We start from the raw sequence: 16,815 nt of genomic DNA, 5'->3' as shown, positions 1-16,815 counted from the left end.
TGCGAGCCATGTGGCGAACCCGGGCGGTCTCCGGTGCGGTAGTGGTCATGCTGGCGGCGGGACTGACAGGCCTGACCGGGTGTAGCTCCGGCCCCGCCACGCCGTCGATCACCGTGTTCGCGGCGGCGTCACTGCGCCCGGCGTTCACCGAGATCGCCGAGCAGTTCAAAACCGATCATCCCGGGGTAGCCGTGGAGTTCAACTTCGCCGGATCCTCGGACCTGGCCACCCAGCTGACCCAGGGTGCGCGCGCCGACGTGTTCGCCTCGGCCAACACCGCCCAGATGGACAAGGTCGCCCAACCCGGCCTGCTGGACGGCGAGGCGGTGCCGTTCGCCACCAACACGCTGGTGATCGTCACCGCCCCCGAAAACCCGCACGCGGTGCGGTCCTTCGCCGATCTGGCCGCGCCCGGCCTGACCGTGGTGATGTGCCAACCGCCGGTACCGTGCGGGGCGGCGACCCACCAGGTCGAGGATGCCACCGGAGTGCGGGTGAACCCGGTCAGCGAGGAACCCGACGTCACCGACGTGCTCAACAAGGTCACCACCGGCCAGGCCGACGCCGGTGTGGTCTACCGCACCGACGCGATCAACGCCGGCGAGAAGGTCGCCACCGTCGAGTTTCCGGAGGCGGCCGGGGCGGTCAACACCTACCCGGTCGGGGTGCTCAAAGACGCTGCGCAACCCGGCCCGGCCAAACAATTCGTCGACCTGGTGACCGGCGCGGCGGGGCAGAAGATCCTGCACGCGGCCGGCTTCGGCAAGCCCTGAGCCGGTGCACCGGCCCAACGACCTGCCGGGCTGGGTCTATGTGCCCGCAGCGATCGGCGCTGCGTTCGTGGTGCTGCCCCTGGTGGCGATCGCGGTCCGGGTCGACTGGCCGCATTTCTGGACGCTGATCACCAGTCCGTCCTCGATGACGGCGCTGCTGCTCAGCCTCAAGACCGCCGCGGCCAGTACCGCGTTCTGCATCGTGCTCGGCGTGCCGATGGCGCTGGTGCTGGCGCGCAGCCGGGCGCGGGTGGTGCGGTTGTTGCGCCCGCTGGCGCTGCTGCCGCTGGTGTTGCCTCCGGTGGTGGGCGGCATCGCGCTGCTGTACGCATTCGGGCGGCTCGGGCTGCTGGGACGGCACCTGGAGGCGGCCGGGATCCATATCGCGTTCACCACCACCGCGGTGGTGCTGGCGCAGACCTTCGTGTCGCTGCCGTTCCTGGTGATCGCGCTGGAAGGCGCGGCCCGCACCGCCGGCGCCGACTACGAGGTGGTGGCCGCCACCCTGGGGGCCCGGCCGAGCACCGTGTGGTGGCGGGTGACGTTGCCGCTGCTGACACCGGGCCTGATCTCGGGTGCGGTGTTGGCGTTCGCGCGGTCGCTGGGCGAGTTCGGCGCGACGCTGACGTTCGCGGGCTCCCGCGAGGGCGTCACCCGGACGCTGCCACTGGCGATCTATCTGCAGCGGGTGACCGACGCCGACGCCGCGGCGGCGATGTCGCTGCTGTTGGTGGCGGTGGCCGCGGTGGTGGTGCTGGGCCTGGGCGCTCGCCGGCTGGCCGGCGTCTGGTGACCGCCATGGCGGACGGGCTCACGCTGCACGCGGTGCTGGCCGAGCGCGGCCTGGATGTCCGGGTGACCGTCGCGCCGGGTGAGGTGCTGGCCGTGCTCGGGCCCAACGGCGCCGGCAAATCCTCTCTGCTGCACGTAATTGCCGGGCTGCTGCGGCCCGACACGGGTGTGGTGCGCGTCGGTGATCGGGTGCTGACCGACACCGCGGGCGGCGTGCACGTCGCCACCCAGGACCGCCGGGTCGGCCTGTTGCTGCAGGACCCGCTGCTGTTCCCGCACCTGAGTGTGGCGGCCAACGTGGCGTTCGGCCCGCACAGCCGGCGCCGCTTCGGCCGCCGCCAGCGCGGCCGGGCGGCGGCGACCGCGTGGCTGCGCGCAGTGGATGCCGCGGAGCTGGCCGATCGCAGGCCGCGGCGGCTCTCCGGCGGACAGGCGCAGCGGGTGGCGATCGCCCGGGCCCTGGCCGCCGAACCCGAGGTACTCCTGCTCGATGAACCGCTGGCCGGGCTCGATGTGGCCGCGGCGGCCGCGGTGCGCAGCGTATTGCGGGACGTCATCGCCACCGGGCGCCGCACCACGGTGCTGGTCACCCACGACCTGCTGGACGTGTTCGGGCTGGCCGATCGGGTCCTGGTGCTCGAGTCCGGCCGGGTCGCGGAGATCGGCAGTACCGCCGAGGTACTCGCCGCGCCCCGCAGCCGATTCGGCGCGCGCATCGCCGGATTCAATCTGGTGGCCGGGGTGATCGACAGCGACGGCATGCTGCGCACCCAGTGGGGGGATCAGTGGCAGGGAACCGCCGATGACGGCCTGGCCGCCGGCCGGCCGGCGGTCGCAGTCAGCACACCGCGAGCGGTTGCGGTGTATCGGCAGCCTCCGGCGCACGGCAGCCCGCGAAACCTCGTCGAGGTCACGGTTGCCGAACTGCAGGCCCGCGGCAGCGCGATCCAGGTCCGCGGGCTCGACCAGCCGGACGGAGCGCCGGGACTGGCCGCCGACATCACCGCCGACGCCGCCGCCGAGCTGAGGCTGACACCGGGTGAGGTCGTCTGGTTCGGCGTCAAGGCGCAGGAAGTGACGCTGCGCGCGACACACCCCGGCGTGGATTAACTTGCGTACCGGTGCGGAGGCGGTAGTTTTTCTGCCATGAAGCAGGTGGACGTGACCTCAACGGCCCACAGGGGCATTCGTGCGGTAGCCGCGACGACGTGGGCCGCCGCGACCGCCGGTGTGCTGGCCTTCGCCTTGGCGGCTCCGGCCTACGCGGACCCGGTCCCAGCGCCGCCGCCGTCGCCGTCGGCAGGTGCCGACGCTCCACCGGCGGACGCCCACACGCCGCCGGCTGACGCCAATACGCCACCGCCGGGCGACTCGAACGCCCCGCCGCCGGTCGCCGAGCCGGGCGCACCCGAGGTGGGCAGGGTCGATGACGTGGCCGGCGGATTCAGCTACGTCCTGCCGGCCGGCTGGGTCCAATCCGACACCAGCCACCTCGAATACGGCTCCTCGCTGCTGAGCAAGAAGACCGGCGAGCCGATGCTGCCCGGGCAGCCCGCGCCGGTGGCCAACGACACCCGGATCGTGCTCGGCAAGCTGGACCAGCGGCTCTACGCCAGCGCCGAGACCGACAACGCCAAGGCCGCCACCCGACTCGGATCGGACATGGGCGAGTTCTTCCTGCCCTTTCCCGGGACTCGGGCCAACCAGGAGAGCGTCCCACTGGCCGGGGGTGATCTGACCGGCAGCGCCTCCTACTACGAGGTCAAGTTCACCGACCCCGCCAAGCCGGTCGGCCAGATCTGGAGCGGCGTGATCGGCGTCCCGCCGGCGGACGGCGGCACCGGCGCCCAGGCCGAGCGGTGGTTCGTGGTGTGGCTGGGCACCGCCAACAACCCGGTGGACCGGGGCGCGGCCAAGGCGCTGACGGAGTCCATCCGCCCACTGGGCGCGGCCCCGGCTGAGCCGGCGCCCGGTGCCGTCCCCGGCGGCCCGGCTCAGGCGCCCCCGCCGGCGGGTGTTCCGGAGTCCGGATCAGGGCCGGCCGCTCCTGCGGCATGACCGTCGGCCGGTCGCAGTCGCCGCCTTGGCGGCCCCCGACCAGCTAACCTGGCGGCATGACCGCACAATGGGGTGTCCTGGCGGCGACGGGGTTGCTCGCGGAACGTTCGACGACGTTGACCAGTGTCGGCTGGATCGGTTACATCATCATCGGCGCGATCGCCGGATGGATCGCCGGCAAAGTCGTCAGGGGTGGTGCCTCGGGCATCCTGGTGAACATATTCATCGGGATATGCGGCGCGTTGCTCGGCGGGTTCCTGCTGAGCTTCGCCTTCGACACCGCATCCGGCGGCTGGTGGTTCACCCTGTTCACCGCGACGCTGGGGTCGATCCTGCTGCTGTGGCTGCTCGGACTGGTGCGTAAACGCTGACCGGTCGGCCGGGCGCCGCGCGCAGAATGTCGTCATGGACGCGCAGGACTTCGGCATGACCATGATGGCCTGGCGGGTGCAGCGACCCGGCCCCATCGCCGACGCGCCACTGCGCCGGGTCAGCACCGCCATGCCTCGGCCACAACCATCGGAACTGCTTGTGGCGGTACGCGCCTGCGGGGTGTGCCGCACGGATCTGCACGTCGTCGAAGGTGACCTACCGGTACACCGCCCCGAGGTGACGCCGGGTCACGAGGTGGTAGGTGAGGTCGTCGAGGTCGGCGCTGAAGCCGGCGACGACTTCGCTGTGGGGGACCGAGTCGGAATCGCCTGGCTGCGCCACACCTGTGGTTCCTGCCGCTACTGCCGCCGGGGCGATGAGAACCTTTGCCCGCAGTCGCGCTACACCGGTTGGGACGACGACGGCGGCTACGCCGAATTCGTAACCGTTCCTGCGGCGTTCGCCCATCATCTGCCCGCCGGCTACAGCGACAGCGAATTGGCGCCGCTGCTGTGCGCGGGCATCATCGGCTACCGCTCGCTGCTACGTGCCGACCTGCCGCCCGGCGGCCGGCTCGGAATCTACGGCTTCGGCGGCAGCGCGCACATCACCGCGCAGGTCGCGCTCGCCCGCGGCGCCGAAGTGCACGTGATGACCCGCGGCCTCCGCGCCCGGGAGTTGGCGCTGGAGTTGGGTGCGGCCTCAGCGCAGGGGCCGACCGACCCGCCGCCGGTGCCGCTGGACTCCGCGATCCTGTTCGCGCCGGTCGGCGACCTGGTGCCGGCGGTCTGCCAGGCTCTGGATGCCGGCGGCACCTGCGCGATCGCCGGGATCCACCTCAGCGACATCCCGCCGCTGAACTACCAGCGCCACCTGTTCCGGGAACGCCAGATCCGATCGGTGACCTCGAACACCCGCGCCGACGCTCGCGAGTTCCTCGCCTTCGCGGCCGAACACCACATCGAGGTGACCACGCCGGAGTATCCGCTGGGTGAAGCGGACCGAGCGCTGGCAGATCTGGCGGCGGGGCGGATCGCCGGTGCGGCGGTGCTATTGGCGTGAAGCGCTGAACCGCTCAGGCCGACAGCTGCCACACCAGGGCGGCGGCCAGCGCGCCGACTCCGTTGAGCGACCAGTGCAGCGCAATCGGGGCGATGAGGCTGCCGCTGCGCCGGCGGAGCCAGCTGAACACGAAACCGGCCGCCCCGGTGGCCAGCACCGCCAGCAGTACGCCGGCCACCATGCCCAGAAACCCGCCCCCGAACAGCCGGGTGAAGCCGACGTTGCTGCTGGTCAGCCCCAGCGAAGTGGCGACATGCCACAACCCGAACAGCAGCGAGCCGGCCGCGGCGACACCGCGGAAACCCCAGGCCCGATGCAACGCACCGTGCAGCGCGCCGCGGAACGCCAACTCCTCGGGGATGACGGTCTGCAGTGGGATGACCAGCATCGAGGCCACCACAGCGCCGGAGACGGTGGCGTAGTGGTTGTTCAGGAACATCGGCCGGGTCCAGGGCAGCATGGCGCCGACGACGATCACCGACACCACCACCAGCACCGCGGCCGCGGCGTAACCGACCCCGGATTTCCAATGCGCCCGGCCCAGGCCGAGCTCGACCCAGCTCAGACCGTTGCAGCGGACCAAAACCACCAGGCCGACGGCGGTGGCGGGGACCGTGGCGACAGCCGCCCAGGGCGTGGTGAAATGCGCTACCAGATTGGCCAGCGCCAAGACCACCACGACGACGGCGACGTCGACGAAGGCGCGAAACTGGTGCAGCGCCGAGAGTTGGGACACCACTGGATGCCGCCCCCCGGGTGCCGCGAAATCGTGGCCAGGCATTGGTCCCGGATTCTACCCGCGGCTCGGCCTCGGTGTCGTCCCGAAGGATTCGGCCGGTGTTATCGGGGCCCGTGGGTCTCGCACAGCACCCGGGCCGGGTTGCCGGTCGCGCTGTTCTGGGCGACCACCTTTCCCTTGACGGTGACGGTGCAGCTCAGCGCTCCCGGGCCGGCGCTCTGGGCGCTCAGCGAGTAGGAGGCGGGGCTGGCCGCGTTCGTCATCGAGCCGGTCAACTGGATCGACCACGGCAGCGGGACGTTGGTGGCGTGCGCCTGACCGTTCTGGGTCTGATAGGTGACATACCCGGCGACGCCGGTGCCGCTCAGGTCGTAGCGCACCGGCACCTTGGTGTGGTCCGGGGTAGCGCCGGCCGACGGGACGCCGGCGAGGGCGGCCGCTGCCAGAAGGACGCCGCTCAGCAGCGACATCGCCTTGCGGGGCGTCCGGACCGGTGACGGGTGAGCAGTCATGGGCGTCACCTTATCTCGCCGTCGGTGCCGGCCACCCCCGTTCGCCACGTCCAGTCGGTGATGCGCGGATCGTCCTCGCCGTGCTCGCGGGTGTAGAGCCGGGCGGCCAGCCGGGCGTCGGCCATCTGCTGGCGCAGTACCGCGCTACGTTCCCCCAGGCCCGGCACCCGATCGAGGACGTCCATCACCAGATGGAAGCGATCCAGGTCGTTGAGCATCACCATGTCGAACGGTGTCGTGGTGGTGCCGCGCTCTCGGTAGCCGCGCACGTGCATCTGGTCGTGGTTCGTCCGCCGATAGGTGAGCCGGTGGATCAGCCAGGCGTAGCCGTGATAGGCGAAGATCACCGGCTTGTCGCGGGTGAACAGAGCGTCGAACTCGTTGTCCGGCAAGCCATGTGGATGCTCGGTCGCAGGCTGCAACCGCATGATGTCCACCACGTTGACCACCCGAACGGCAAGGGTGGGTAGCTCCCGACGCAGGATGTCGGCGGCAGCCAGTGTCTCCAGCGTCGGGACGTCGCCGGCACAGGCCAGCACCACGTCCGGCTCACCGGTGGCGGTGCCGGCCCAGTCCCAGATGCCCAGTCCCCGGGTGCAGTGCGCCACCGCCTGGGCCATGTCCAGGTAGGCCAGCGCCGGCTGCTTGCCGGCGACGATCACGTTGACGTAGTTGCGGCTGCGCAGGCAATGGTCGGCCACCGACAGCAGGGTGTTGCCGTCCGGCGGTAGGTAGACCCGCACCACCTCGGGGCGCTTGTTGGCCACCAGATCGATGAAGCCCGGGTCCTGGTGCGATGCCCCGTTGTGGTCCTGGCGCCAGACGTGGGAGGTCAGCAGATAGTTCAGCGAGGCGATCGGCCGTCGCCACGGCAGCTCGCGGCTCACGGCCAGCCACTTCGCGTGCTGGTTGAACATCGAGTCGACGATGTGCACGAACGCCTCGTAGCAGTTGAACAGCCCGTGCCGGCCGGTCAGCAGGTAGCCCTCCAGCCAGCCCTGGCACAGGTGTTCCGACAGCACCTCGAGCACCCGGCCCTCGGGGGCGATGTGGTCATCGCCGGGCTCGGTCGCCGACAGCCAGACCCGGTCGGTCGTCTCGAACACCGCCGAGAGGCGATTGGAGGCCGTTTCGTCGGGACCCATCAACCGGAATCGGTCGCGGTTGCGGTCGATGACGTCGCGCAGGAACGCCCCTAGCACCCGGGTGGCCTCGTGGACCTCGGTGGCCGGCCGGGGCACCGGCACGGCGTAGTCGCGGAAGTCCGGCAGGTCCAGGTCGCGCAGCAGCAGCCCGCCGTTGGCATGCGGATTGGCACTCATCCGGCGGTTGCCGCGCGGCGACAGTGCCGCCAGCTCGGGCCGCAGCCGGCCGGATTCCTCGAACAGTTCCGCCGGGCGGTAGCTGCGCAGCCATTCCTCCAGCTGTCTGCGGTGCTCGGGGTCGGTGCGGGTCTGCGCGAGCGGCACCTGATGCGACCGCCAGCTGCCCTCGACCTGTTTGCCGTCCACGACCGCCGGGCCGGTCCAGCCCTTGGGTGTGCGCAGCACGATCATCGGCCATACCGGCCGCATCGTCGAGTCGTGGGCGCGCGCGGTTCGCCGGATCGTCGCGATGTCGTCGAACGCATCGTCGAGCGCGGCGGCGAGCAGTCGGTGCACGACGGCCGGGTCGTCGCCGGCGACGGTGATCGGCCGGTACCCGTAACCGCGCAGCAGCGCCTCCAACTCTGATTGTGGGATCCGGGCCAGCACGGTCGGATTGGCGATTTTGTAGCCGTTGAGGTGCAGGATGGGCAGTACCGCGCCGTCGACGGCGGGGTTGAGGAACTTGTTCGAATGCCAGCTGGCCGCCAGCGGCCCGGTCTCGGCCTCGCCGTCGCCGATGACACAGGCCACCACCAGGTCGGGGTTGTCGAAGGCCGCCCCGAACGCGTGCACCAGCGCGTAGCCGAGTTCGCCGCCCTCATGGATGGAACCCGGTGTCTCGGCGGCGACGTGGCTGGGTATCCCACCGGGAAATGAGAACTGCCGGAACAATTTTCGCAGGCCGTCGGCGTTCTCCCCGATGCCGGTGTACACCTGGCTGTAGGTGCCTTCCAGGTAGGCGTTGGCGACCAGCGCCGGGCCGCCGTGGCCGGGGCCGGTGACGAAGATGACGTCGGCGTCGCGGTCGCGGATGATCCGGTTGAGGTGGGCGTAGACCAGATTCAGCCCGGGGGTGGTACCCCAGTGCCCCAGTAGCCGCGGCTTGACATGCTCGGCGGCCAGCGGCTCGGTCAACAGTGGGTTGTCCAGCAGATAGATCTGGCCCACCGACAGATAATTGGCGGCCCGCCAATAGGCGTCGATGCGTGCCAGTTCGTCGTCGGAGAGCGTGGCCGGTGCCGGCGTCGTGGTCTCTGCACTCATCTCTGCGATTGTCCGCGTCGAAGCCGAACCGCGGCAACCGTTCATTACCCTGGCCACGTGCTGCTGGAATCGGTTCGCGTCCTTGATCTGGCCGGTGGTGACGCTGACGCGGTCACCCGGCTGCTCGCCGACCTGGGCGCCGACGTGCTCAAAGTGGAGCCGCCCGGCGGCAGTCCGGCGCGCACCGCTCCGCCGCTGCTGGGCGGCCTGAGCATCTCGTTCGCCCTGCACAACGCCAACAAGCGCAGCGTCACCCTGGATCCGGCCGTCGAGGCGCACCGCCACCGCTTCGACGAGCTGGCGGCCACCGCCGACATTGTGGTGGACAGCGGCCGGCCGGGCCGCATCGCCGACTTTCCCTCGTGTGCGGAGCTGGCCGACCGGTTCGGTCACCTGGTGACGATGTCGGTCACCGACTTCGGGACCAGCGGGCCGCGGGCGCCCTGGCAGGCGACCGACGCGGTGCTCTACGGCCTCTCCGGCGCGCTGTCGCGCTCCGGGCCCACCAGCGGAACGCCGGTGCTGCCGCCGGACGGAATCGCCTCGGCGACCGCGGCGGTCCAGGCCGCCTGGGCTGTGCTGGTCGCCTACTTCAACCGATTACGGTGCGGCACCGGCGATTACATCGATTTCTCCCGCTTCGACGCGGTGGTCACCGTGCTCGACCCGATATTCGGTGCGCAGGGCCAGGTCGCCGCGGCCCGGCGCGGGGCGAGCCGCTGGCGCGGGCGGCCCCGCAACCAGGACGCCTACCCGATCTATTCGTGCCGGGACGGCTATGTCCGGCTGTGCGTGATGTCGCCGCGCCAGTGGCGTGCCCTGTGGTCCTGGCTGGGGGAGCCGGCCGAGTACGCCGACCCCCGATTCGGCGTGATCGGTGAGCGGTTCGCCGTCTGGCCGCAGATCAGCGTGCTGGTCCGCAAGCTGTTCGCCGACCAGGACATGGCCGCGCTGGTCGCGGCCGGCCAAGCCCGCGGCGTGCCGATCGCCGCGGTAGGCGAACCGGCGCAGGTACTGGCAGGTGAGCACTTCGCGGCGGCCGGGGCCGCGACCGAGGCCGAACTGGCCCCGGGGCTGTCCGCGCTGATCCCGACCGGCTACTACGTGATCGATGATCACCGAGCCGGCTTCCGGACCCCGGCGCCGGTTCCCGGGGACATGAGCACCGGCTGGCGAGCCCGCCCCACGGTCGGCCCCGCGTCGGACGCCGCGATCGGCTCCCGGCCGTTCGACGGAATCCGGATCGTCGACCTGGGGGTCATCGTGGCCGGCGGCGAAACCAGCCGGCTCTTCGGCGACCTGGGCGCCGAGGTCATCAAGGTAGAGAGCGCGGCCTACCCCGACGGCCTGCGGCAGACCCGCGCCGGATCGGCGATGAGCGAGTCGTTCGCCTGGACGCACCGCAACAACTTGGGCTTCGGCCTGGACCTGCGCAGCCCGGCCGGCAAGAAGATCTTCGGGCGCCTGGTAGGCGCCGCTGATGCGGTGTTCGCCAACTTCAAACCGGGAACACTTGGCGCCCTTGGGATTTCCTACGACACGCTGCGGGGTCTCAACCCGCGGGTGGTGCTGGCCGAGAGCAGCGCGTTCGGGGAGACCGGGCCGTGGAGCGACCGGATGGGCTACGGCCCGCTGGTGCGCGCCACCACCGGGGTCACCGCGTTGTGGAAAGCGCCGGCGGACGCAGCAGGCGCAGTGGATACCGGACGCCATCCGTTCTACGACGCGACCACCGTCTTCCCCGACCACGTGGTCGCACGGGTCACCGCGATCGGTGCGCTGGCCGCGCTGATCGCCGCCCGGCGCAGCGGTGCCGGAGCCCACGTCCACGTCTCGCAGGCCGAGGCCGCCGTCAACCAGCTCGACAGCTGCTACGTCGCACGGGCCGCGGAAGCGTCGGTACAACCGGATACCGCGGTCGACCTGGTCTGCCCGTGCTCCGGCGATGACGAATGGTGCGTGATCTCGATCCGTACCGACGGCGAGTGGCGCAGTCTCGCAGCGGCTTTCGGCGACGCAGGATTGGCGTCCGATCCCCGCTTCAGCGCCGGTGCGTCCCGCGTCACGCACCGCGCGGAGTTGGTGGAGCAGCTGGCTCGGCACACCGCCGGGCGCACACCGGCCGACGTCGGGCAGCTGCTGCAGGCCGCCGGGGTGGCGGCCGCTCCGATGAACCGGCCGCCCGACATCGCCGAAGATCCGCAACTGGCCCACCGCGCGGTGTTCGCCGACATGACCCATCCGCTGATCGAGCACCCGTTGCCCGCTGAAACCGGTCCTGCGCCGTTCCGTCACATCCCGCCGGCCCGGCAACGGCCCGCTCCGCTGCCCGGGCAGGACACCCGCGCGATCTGCGGCAGTGTGCTCGGCCTCGACGAGGACGAGACCGAGCGGTTGATCGCCGACGGCGTGCTGTTCGCCGGCGACCAGTTCGCCCCCGGTTAGTCTTACGCCCATGCCCGTCGACCCCCGGACACCGGTGCTGATCGGCTACGGCCAGATCAATCATCCCGGCCACGCCGACCCGGTCGAACCCGTCGATCTGATGGCGGCCGCGGCGCGCCGGGCCGCCGATGACTCGGTGCTGCGCACCGTCGACTCGATCCGCGTGGTCAACCTGTTCTCGGCGCGCTACCGCGATCCGGGTCTGCTGCTTTCCCAGCGAATCGGCGCCGATCACCCGGCCACCCGCTACAGCCCGGTGGGCGGCAATGTGCCGCAGTCGCTGGTCAACCGGGCCTGCCTGGATATCCAAACCGGCCGCGCCGGCGTGGTGTTGCTGGCCGGCGGCGAGATGTGGCGCACCCGTACCCGGCTGCGGGCCGCCGGCGGCAAACTGGCCTGGACCCGGCAGGACGAAACCGTCCCGATGGCCGAATGCGAGGGCCAGGACGTGCCGATGTCGGGTCCGGCCGAGGAACGCATCGGCTTGGACCGGCCCGCTTACGTTTACCCGTTGTTCGAGCAGGCGTTGCGTATCGCCTCGGGGGAGACGGTCGACGCCCATCGCCGGCGCATCGGTGAGCTGTGGTCGCGGTTCAATGCGGTCGCCGTCGACAACCCGCACGCTTGGATCCGCCAACCCGTCGGTGCCGACGAGATCTGCCAGCCCGGGCCGAAGAACCGGATGATCAGCTGGCCCTACACCAAATTGATGAACTCCAACAATATGGTCGACCAGGCTGCCGCGCTGGTGCTCACTTCGGTGCAGGCCGCCCGCGAGCTGGGGATCCCCTCGGAGCGCTGGGTTTTCCCGCAGGCCGGTACCGATGCCCACGACACCTACGCGATCGCCGAACGGGCTGAGCTGCACCGCTCTCCGGCCATCCGGATCGCGGGCACGCGGGCGCTGGAGCTGGCCGGTGCCGAGGTCATAGCCGAGATCGATTATCTGGACCTGTATTCGTGTTTCCCGTCGGCGGTTCAGGTGGCCGCGGCCGAACTCGGCTTGCCCACCGACGATCCCGATCGATCGCTGACGGTGACCGGGGGCCTGACCTTCGCGGGCGGGCCGTGGAACAACTACGTGATGCATTCGATCGCCACCCTGGCTGAGCTGCTGGTCGCCAACCCCGGCCGGCGCGGCTTGATCAGCGCCAACGGCGGCTACCTGACCAAGCACAGCTTCGGGGTGTACGGGACCGAGCCGCCCGAACGCGGTTTCCGTTGGGAGGACGTGCAATCCGCCGTCGATGCACTACCCACCCGCCCGGCGATCGTGAGCGGGCAGGGGACCGGTGCGGTGGAGTCCTGGACGACACCGTTCGACCGTGACGGGCGGCCCCAGCAGGTGTTCGTAGCGGTCCGGACGTCCGAGGGCGCCCGCAGTCTGGCGGTGATCCGCGACCCCGACACCGCCGAAGCAAGCGTGCGCGAGGACATCGCCGGAGCCGCCGTGCGTTTCCACGACGACGGCACCGCGACGCTGCATTAGCGCCGAGACTCAGGCGGACAGGTCACCCAGCGGTGTCCCGGGATCGGCCAGCCGGTCGGGGTCGACGGGCCTCTGCGCCGCGATCAGGGCTTTGATGTCGTCGAGGCCTTCCCAGATGTTGACGTTCATCCCGGCCAGCACCCGGTTGTCGTCGCCGAGCCAGAAGCTGGTGAACTCGCGGCCGTCGGTGTCGCCACGGAACACCACGCGGGCGTACTCGGGCGCGTGTCCGACGTATTCCATGCCGAGGTCGTACTGGTCGGTGAAAAAGTAAGGCAGCTCGGCGTATTCGCCGGACTCGCCGAGCATGCCGGCCGCCGCGACCACCGGCTGCTTGAGGGCGTTCGCCCAGTGTTCGGTGCGGATCCGGGTCCCCAGCAGGGGATGCTGTGCGGCCGCGATGTCACCGACCGCGTAGATGTCGGGGTCGCTGCTGCGCAAACCGGCATCCACCAGCACACCACCGCCGCCGGTGGCAAGGCCGGCCTGTTGGGCCAATTCGATGTTGGGCTGGGCGCCGACGGCGACCAGCACAGCGCTCGAGCTGATCTGCGAGCCGTCGCCCAGGCGCAGACCGGTGGCGGCACCGTCGGCCGTGGTGATCTCCGCGACGGCCGATCCCAAGCGCAGGTCGACGCCATGTTCGCGGTGCAGGGCGGCGAAGACGGCGCCGTTCTCGGCGCCCAGGCTGGCCAACAGTGGCAGTTCGGCGGTCTCCACCACCGTCACGTCGACTCCGCGCTGCCGGGCACTGGCGGCCACCTCCATGCCGATCCAGCCGGCGCCCACCACCGCCAGGGAGGAACCGGCGGCCAATGCGGAATCCAGTGCGGCCGCGTCATCGACGGTGCGAAGGTAATGCACCCCGCGGGCGTCGGCGCCTGGGATCGGCACCCGCCGTGATCGCGAACCCGTGGCCAACAGCAGCTTGTCGTAGCTCAGGCTGGTGCCGTCGGCCAGTCCGACGGTGTGACCGGCCGGATCCAAGCTCACCGCGCGAGCACCTGTCCGCAGCTCGACGTCGTGCTCGCGGTACCAGTCCTGCGGGTGCACGGTGAAGTCGCCGAGAGTCTTCTTGCCGGCCAGGAACTCCTTGGACAGCGGCGGGCGCTCGTAGGGAAGCTGCTGCTCCTCGGCGAGAAGCACGATCGTTCCGTCGAAGTTCTTGGCGCGCAACGCTTCGGCGGCCTTGGCGCCGGCCAGGCCGCCGCCGACGATCGCGAGTGAGGTTGATGCCGACACGAGATCCTCCGCTCTACGCGACGTCATCGGCCACCCTACCGGCGATTACGGCGGCGTGTAGGGTCAATCGGCGAGCCGCTCGCGCACGTCGGCGTCGAGGGAGTAGCGCACCAGCGCCGCCGCGAGCTCGGCATTGCGGCCATGCGACAGGGTGCCGAGTTCGCTTGCAGTAGCGGGTAATCCGAGATCGCGAGCGGCGGCCAGCGCGAGGTGGTCGAAGGTGGACCGAGCCCAGGGCCAGACGTCTTGGACTTCCCGAAGGAAGATGCTGGCGCCGGTGTCACCGATGCCTTTGAAGTCCTTGAGCAGCTTCAGGGCGTCATCGGCACGGCGGCCGCTGCGCTCGGCCAGCAGACGCAGGTCGCCGCGGTATTCCTGCTGCACGGCTTCGGCGAGTTCGGCCAGCCGAGTGGCCGAACTCTCGTCGTAGCGGCGGTAATGGGCGCGGCCCATCGCCTCGATCATGGTGCGGTGATCGGCCTCGAGGACTTTGTGCGGAGTGCGCAGACCGCTTTTGAACAGTTCATGCGCCGCCCGGGCCGCGATCGCGGCGTCGATCGGCTTGCTGGCAAGCATGCACAGGGTCAGCAGCTGAAACAGCGGCATCGGCTGATTACGCAGCCGGATGCCGGCCTCCTGCGCATAGGTCTTACCCGCACGCCGCAGTAGCCGGCGTACCAGTTCTTTCTCGTTCTGCACCGCCGAGGGATACCCGCTGTGGTCGCGGCAGCAAACCCGACATGGTCCGCTAGCGCAGCGGAACCAGGCGTTGCAGTTGAGTGACGTGCTGCGGCGACAGTTCCGCGAGTTCGCTGACCCCCAGCAGCCGCATGGTGCGCCGGATCTGCTCGGCGAGGATGTCGATGACGCGCTGGACCCCGGCCTGCCCGCCGGCCATCAGGCCGTACAGGTAGGCCCGGCCGATCAACGTGCAGCGCGCGCCCAGGGCAATCGCCGCGACAATATCGGCGCCGGACATGATTCCGGTATCCAGCAGAATCTCGGTGTCGGTCCCGACCTCGCGCGCTACCTGCGGCAGCAGTGCGAACGGCACCGGCGCCCGGTCGAGCTGCCGGCCGCCGTGATTGGACAACACGATGCCGTCGACACCGAGATCGACCACGGCGCGGGCGTCGGCAAGGGTCTGGATGCCTTTGACGACGAACCGGCCCGGCCACTGGGACCTGACCCAGGCCAGGTCGTCGAAGGTCATACTCGGGTCGAACATGCTGTCCATGTACTGCGCGACGGTGCCCGACCACCGGTCCAGGGACGCGAAGGCCAGCGGCTCGGTGGTCAGCAGATCGAACCACCAGCCCGGGTGGACGGCGGCGTCGGCCACCGTGCGCAGCGTCAGCGCCGGGGGGATGGTCATGCCGTTGCGGGTGTCGCGGCGTCGGGCCCCGGCGACCGGGCAGTCCACCGTTGCCAGCAGGGTGTCGTAGCCGGCAGCGGCGGCGCGGCCCAGCAGCGCCATCGACCGGTCGCGGTCGCGCCACATGTAGAGCTGAAACCAGCGGCGGACCTCGGGAGCGGCCGCCGCCACCTCTTCGATCGAGGCGGTGCCCAGGGTCGACAGCGAAAAGGGGATGCCGGCGGCCTCGGCGGCCCGGGCGCCGCCAAGCTCGCCTGCGGTGTGCATCAGCCGGGTGAATCCGGTGGGTGCGATCGCGAAAGGCAATGCCACCGGCGCCCCGAGGACCTCGCGGCTGGTGTTGACGGCTGAGACATCGCGCAGGATCGCCGGATGAAACTCGACATCGCGGAAGGCTTGTCGGGCCCGCTCGAGCGAGATTTCGTCTTCGGCGGCACCGTCGGTGTAGTCGAAGGCGGCCTTGGGGGTGCGCCGTTTGGCGATGCGGCGCAGATCTTCGACGGTCAGCGCGGCATCCAGGCGCTGCGCGGTGCGATTGAGCCTGGGCCGGCGGAAGCGGATCAGCGGCGCGAGATCACGGACGCGGGGAAACCGTCGTTGCATCCTCGAACTGTGCCACGGTTGATCCCATGGCGAATCATCTCGATCCGTTCAGACTGCAGCGCTTCGTCGAGGCGCAAGCAACGGTTTACGACACCGTGGTCGCCGAGCTGCGGGACGGCCGCAAGCGCAGCCACTGGATGTGGTTCATCTTTCCGCAGTTGGCCGGGCTGGGCAGCAGCGCGATGGCGCAGCGCTACGGCATCGCGTCGCTCGCGGAAGCCCGCGCCTACCTGGATCACGAGCTGCTCGGCCCGCGGCTGCATGAATGCGCGCAGCTGGTCGACGCAGTGCGGGGTCGATCGATCCAGGAGATTATGGGCCGGCCCGATGACCTCAAACTGCGCTCGTGCATGACGTTGTTCGCCCGGGCCTGCACCGGTGAACACTGCAGCGACTTCCGCGCGGTGCTGGACCGCTATTTCGGTGGAGCGGAGGATCCGGTGACCGTGGACCGACTTGACGGATCCGACTCGGAGCCGCCGCGGCGCGGGTAACGGGCGCGAAACAGCGCCTTCAAGTCTTCTTCGAATTCCGGTGCCGGTCCGTCGACCACCAGGTTGGGTGCGACGGCGGTGATCGGCAGCGGAGCCACCGGCGCGGCCGGCGCGTGCAGCTCGGTCAGCCACTCGGTCAATTGGGCCGCCGACGACGCGTAGACGATCCGGCCCAATCCGACCCACGCGTGGGCCGCCGCGCACATCGCGCAGTGCTCACCGGAGGTGTAGACGGTGGACCGGATACGCCGGTCCGGCGACAGGTGGGCCACCGCCCACTGAGCGATGGCGAACTCGGGATGGCGGGTGGGATCGCCCTCGCCGGCCCGGTTGCGGTCCTCGAAGAGCACGGTCCCGTCGGCGCCGACCAGCATCGAGCCGAACGGATCGTCGCCGCATTCCAGGGCCACGCCCGCCAATTCCACGCAGCGGGCCAGATACTCACGGT

The 16,815-nt window shown here is 70.4% G+C and carries 16 protein-coding genes and 1 pseudogene; 10 read left to right on the top strand and 7 right to left on the bottom strand.

Going from position 1 to position 16,815, the window contains the following annotated elements; genetic code table 11:
* Positions 1–8 precede the first annotated feature (8 nt).
* The 7 genes and pseudogenes from modA (at position 9) to AC5Y31_RS21510 (ending at position 5,057) form a co-directional block, all read left to right on the top strand.
* Positions 9–773, top strand: a complete 765-nt coding sequence (modA, locus tag AC5Y31_RS21540; RefSeq protein ID WP_499982903.1) for a molybdate ABC transporter substrate-binding protein — start codon at positions 9–11, stop codon at positions 771–773.
* A gap of 4 nt (positions 774–777) precedes the next feature.
* Positions 778–1,566, top strand: coding sequence for an ABC transporter permease (locus AC5Y31_RS21535; RefSeq protein WP_499982901.1), 789 nt, complete (start codon positions 778–780; stop codon positions 1,564–1,566).
* A gap of 62 nt (positions 1,567–1,628) precedes the next feature.
* A pseudogene (locus AC5Y31_RS21530) lies at positions 1,629–2,009 on the top strand (ATP-binding cassette domain-containing protein); the annotation flags it as partial.
* Positions 2,010–2,324: 315 nt separating this feature from the next.
* Positions 2,325–2,675 (top strand): TOBE domain-containing protein, encoded by a 351-nt coding sequence (locus AC5Y31_RS21525; RefSeq protein ID WP_428844346.1) that lies wholly within the window; start codon positions 2,325–2,327, stop codon positions 2,673–2,675.
* A gap of 36 nt (positions 2,676–2,711) precedes the next feature.
* The gene (locus AC5Y31_RS21520; protein WP_499982899.1) at positions 2,712–3,623 is read left to right on the top strand and encodes an alanine and proline-rich secreted protein Apa; all 912 of its coding nucleotides are present in this window, start codon (positions 2,712–2,714) and stop codon (positions 3,621–3,623) included.
* Positions 3,624–3,679: 56 nt separating this feature from the next.
* Positions 3,680–3,994: a GlsB/YeaQ/YmgE family stress response membrane protein gene (locus AC5Y31_RS21515; protein WP_499982896.1), complete on the top strand. Its 315-nt coding sequence runs from the start codon at positions 3,680–3,682 to the stop codon at positions 3,992–3,994.
* A 34-nt stretch (positions 3,995–4,028) separates the two neighbouring features.
* The gene (locus tag AC5Y31_RS21510) at positions 4,029–5,057 is read left to right on the top strand and encodes a zinc-binding alcohol dehydrogenase family protein (protein WP_499982893.1); all 1,029 of its coding nucleotides are present in this window, start codon (positions 4,029–4,031) and stop codon (positions 5,055–5,057) included.
* A gap of 13 nt (positions 5,058–5,070) precedes the next feature.
* Here the strand turns inward: AC5Y31_RS21510 and AC5Y31_RS21505 are convergent, their stop codons facing one another.
* From AC5Y31_RS21505 to AC5Y31_RS21495, 3 genes are read right to left on the bottom strand one after another with little or no spacing between them, the layout of a single operon-like run.
* Positions 5,071–5,838, bottom strand: coding sequence for a CPBP family intramembrane glutamic endopeptidase (locus AC5Y31_RS21505; protein ID WP_499982892.1), 768 nt, complete (start codon positions 5,836–5,838; stop codon positions 5,071–5,073).
* 59 nt (positions 5,839–5,897) lie between these two features.
* Entirely contained in the window at positions 5,898–6,308 is a 411-nt protein-coding gene (locus tag AC5Y31_RS21500; protein WP_082966532.1) for an MmpS family transport accessory protein, read from the bottom strand.
* Positions 6,309–6,313: 5 nt separating this feature from the next.
* A complete protein-coding gene (locus AC5Y31_RS21495) occupies positions 6,314–8,719 on the bottom strand; it encodes a phosphoketolase family protein (protein WP_499982889.1) in 2,406 nt (801 codons plus the stop codon).
* Between the two features lie 57 nt (positions 8,720–8,776).
* On the opposite strand from AC5Y31_RS21495, the gene AC5Y31_RS21490 reads away from it, so the two are divergent.
* Both AC5Y31_RS21490 and AC5Y31_RS21485 read left to right on the top strand, forming a co-directional pair.
* Positions 8,777–11,164: a CaiB/BaiF CoA-transferase family protein gene (locus AC5Y31_RS21490; RefSeq protein ID WP_499982886.1), complete on the top strand. Its 2,388-nt coding sequence runs from the start codon at positions 8,777–8,779 to the stop codon at positions 11,162–11,164.
* A 10-nt stretch (positions 11,165–11,174) separates the two neighbouring features.
* Positions 11,175–12,653: an acetyl-CoA acetyltransferase gene (locus AC5Y31_RS21485; RefSeq protein WP_499982884.1), complete on the top strand. Its 1,479-nt coding sequence runs from the start codon at positions 11,175–11,177 to the stop codon at positions 12,651–12,653.
* A 9-nt stretch (positions 12,654–12,662) separates the two neighbouring features.
* Here the strand turns inward: AC5Y31_RS21485 and AC5Y31_RS21480 are convergent, their stop codons facing one another.
* The 3 genes from AC5Y31_RS21480 to AC5Y31_RS21470 all read right to left on the bottom strand — a co-directional run bounded on the left by AC5Y31_RS21480 (position 12,663) and on the right by AC5Y31_RS21470 (position 15,873).
* Positions 12,663–13,895, bottom strand: coding sequence for an NAD(P)/FAD-dependent oxidoreductase (locus AC5Y31_RS21480; RefSeq protein ID WP_499982882.1), 1,233 nt, complete (start codon positions 13,893–13,895; stop codon positions 12,663–12,665).
* Between the two features lie 63 nt (positions 13,896–13,958).
* Entirely contained in the window at positions 13,959–14,594 is a 636-nt protein-coding gene (locus AC5Y31_RS21475; RefSeq protein WP_499982880.1) for an endonuclease, read from the bottom strand.
* A 49-nt stretch (positions 14,595–14,643) separates the two neighbouring features.
* Complete coding sequence (locus AC5Y31_RS21470; protein WP_499982878.1) at positions 14,644–15,873, bottom strand: alpha-hydroxy acid oxidase; 1,230 nt, start codon at positions 15,871–15,873, stop codon at positions 14,644–14,646.
* A 26-nt stretch (positions 15,874–15,899) separates the two neighbouring features.
* Between AC5Y31_RS21470 and AC5Y31_RS21465 the strand changes: the two genes are divergently transcribed.
* On the top strand, positions 15,900–16,367 hold the full coding sequence (locus tag AC5Y31_RS21465; RefSeq protein WP_499982876.1) for a DUF1810 domain-containing protein: 468 nt from the start codon (positions 15,900–15,902) through the stop codon (positions 16,365–16,367).
* Here the strand turns inward: AC5Y31_RS21465 and AC5Y31_RS21460 are convergent.
* A partial coding sequence (locus AC5Y31_RS21460; protein ID WP_499982875.1) for a deaminase occupies positions 16,289–16,815 on the bottom strand: 527 nt, incomplete at its 5' end. The genes AC5Y31_RS21465 and AC5Y31_RS21460 overlap by 79 nt on opposite strands.

Source organism: Mycobacterium sp. NGS18 (assembly GCF_059813185.1).
This window is presented reverse-complemented; position numbering and strand designations above follow the sequence as displayed.

Coding starts and splice junctions, on each gene's coding strand:
- AC5Y31_RS21500 (WP_082966532.1), bottom strand. CDS start 6,308: ATGACTGCTCACCCGTCACCGGTCCGGACGCCCCGCAAGGCGATGTCG.
- AC5Y31_RS21515 (WP_499982896.1), top strand. CDS start 3,680: ATGACCGCACAATGGGGTGTCCTGGCGGCGACGGGGTTGCTCGCGGAA.
- AC5Y31_RS21510 (WP_499982893.1), top strand. CDS start 4,029: ATGGACGCGCAGGACTTCGGCATGACCATGATGGCCTGGCGGGTGCAG.
- AC5Y31_RS21495 (WP_499982889.1), bottom strand. CDS start 8,719: ATGAGTGCAGAGACCACGACGCCGGCACCGGCCACGCTCTCCGACGAC.
- AC5Y31_RS21520 (WP_499982899.1), top strand. CDS start 2,712: ATGAAGCAGGTGGACGTGACCTCAACGGCCCACAGGGGCATTCGTGCG.
- AC5Y31_RS21505 (WP_499982892.1), bottom strand. CDS start 5,838: ATGCCTGGCCACGATTTCGCGGCACCCGGGGGGCGGCATCCAGTGGTG.
- AC5Y31_RS21465 (WP_499982876.1), top strand. CDS start 15,900: ATGGCGAATCATCTCGATCCGTTCAGACTGCAGCGCTTCGTCGAGGCG.
- AC5Y31_RS21485 (WP_499982884.1), top strand. CDS start 11,175: ATGCCCGTCGACCCCCGGACACCGGTGCTGATCGGCTACGGCCAGATC.
- AC5Y31_RS21470 (WP_499982878.1), bottom strand. CDS start 15,873: ATGCAACGACGGTTTCCCCGCGTCCGTGATCTCGCGCCGCTGATCCGC.
- AC5Y31_RS21525 (WP_428844346.1), top strand. CDS start 2,325: ATGCTGCGCACCCAGTGGGGGGATCAGTGGCAGGGAACCGCCGATGAC.
- modA (WP_499982903.1), top strand. CDS start 9: ATGTGGCGAACCCGGGCGGTCTCCGGTGCGGTAGTGGTCATGCTGGCG.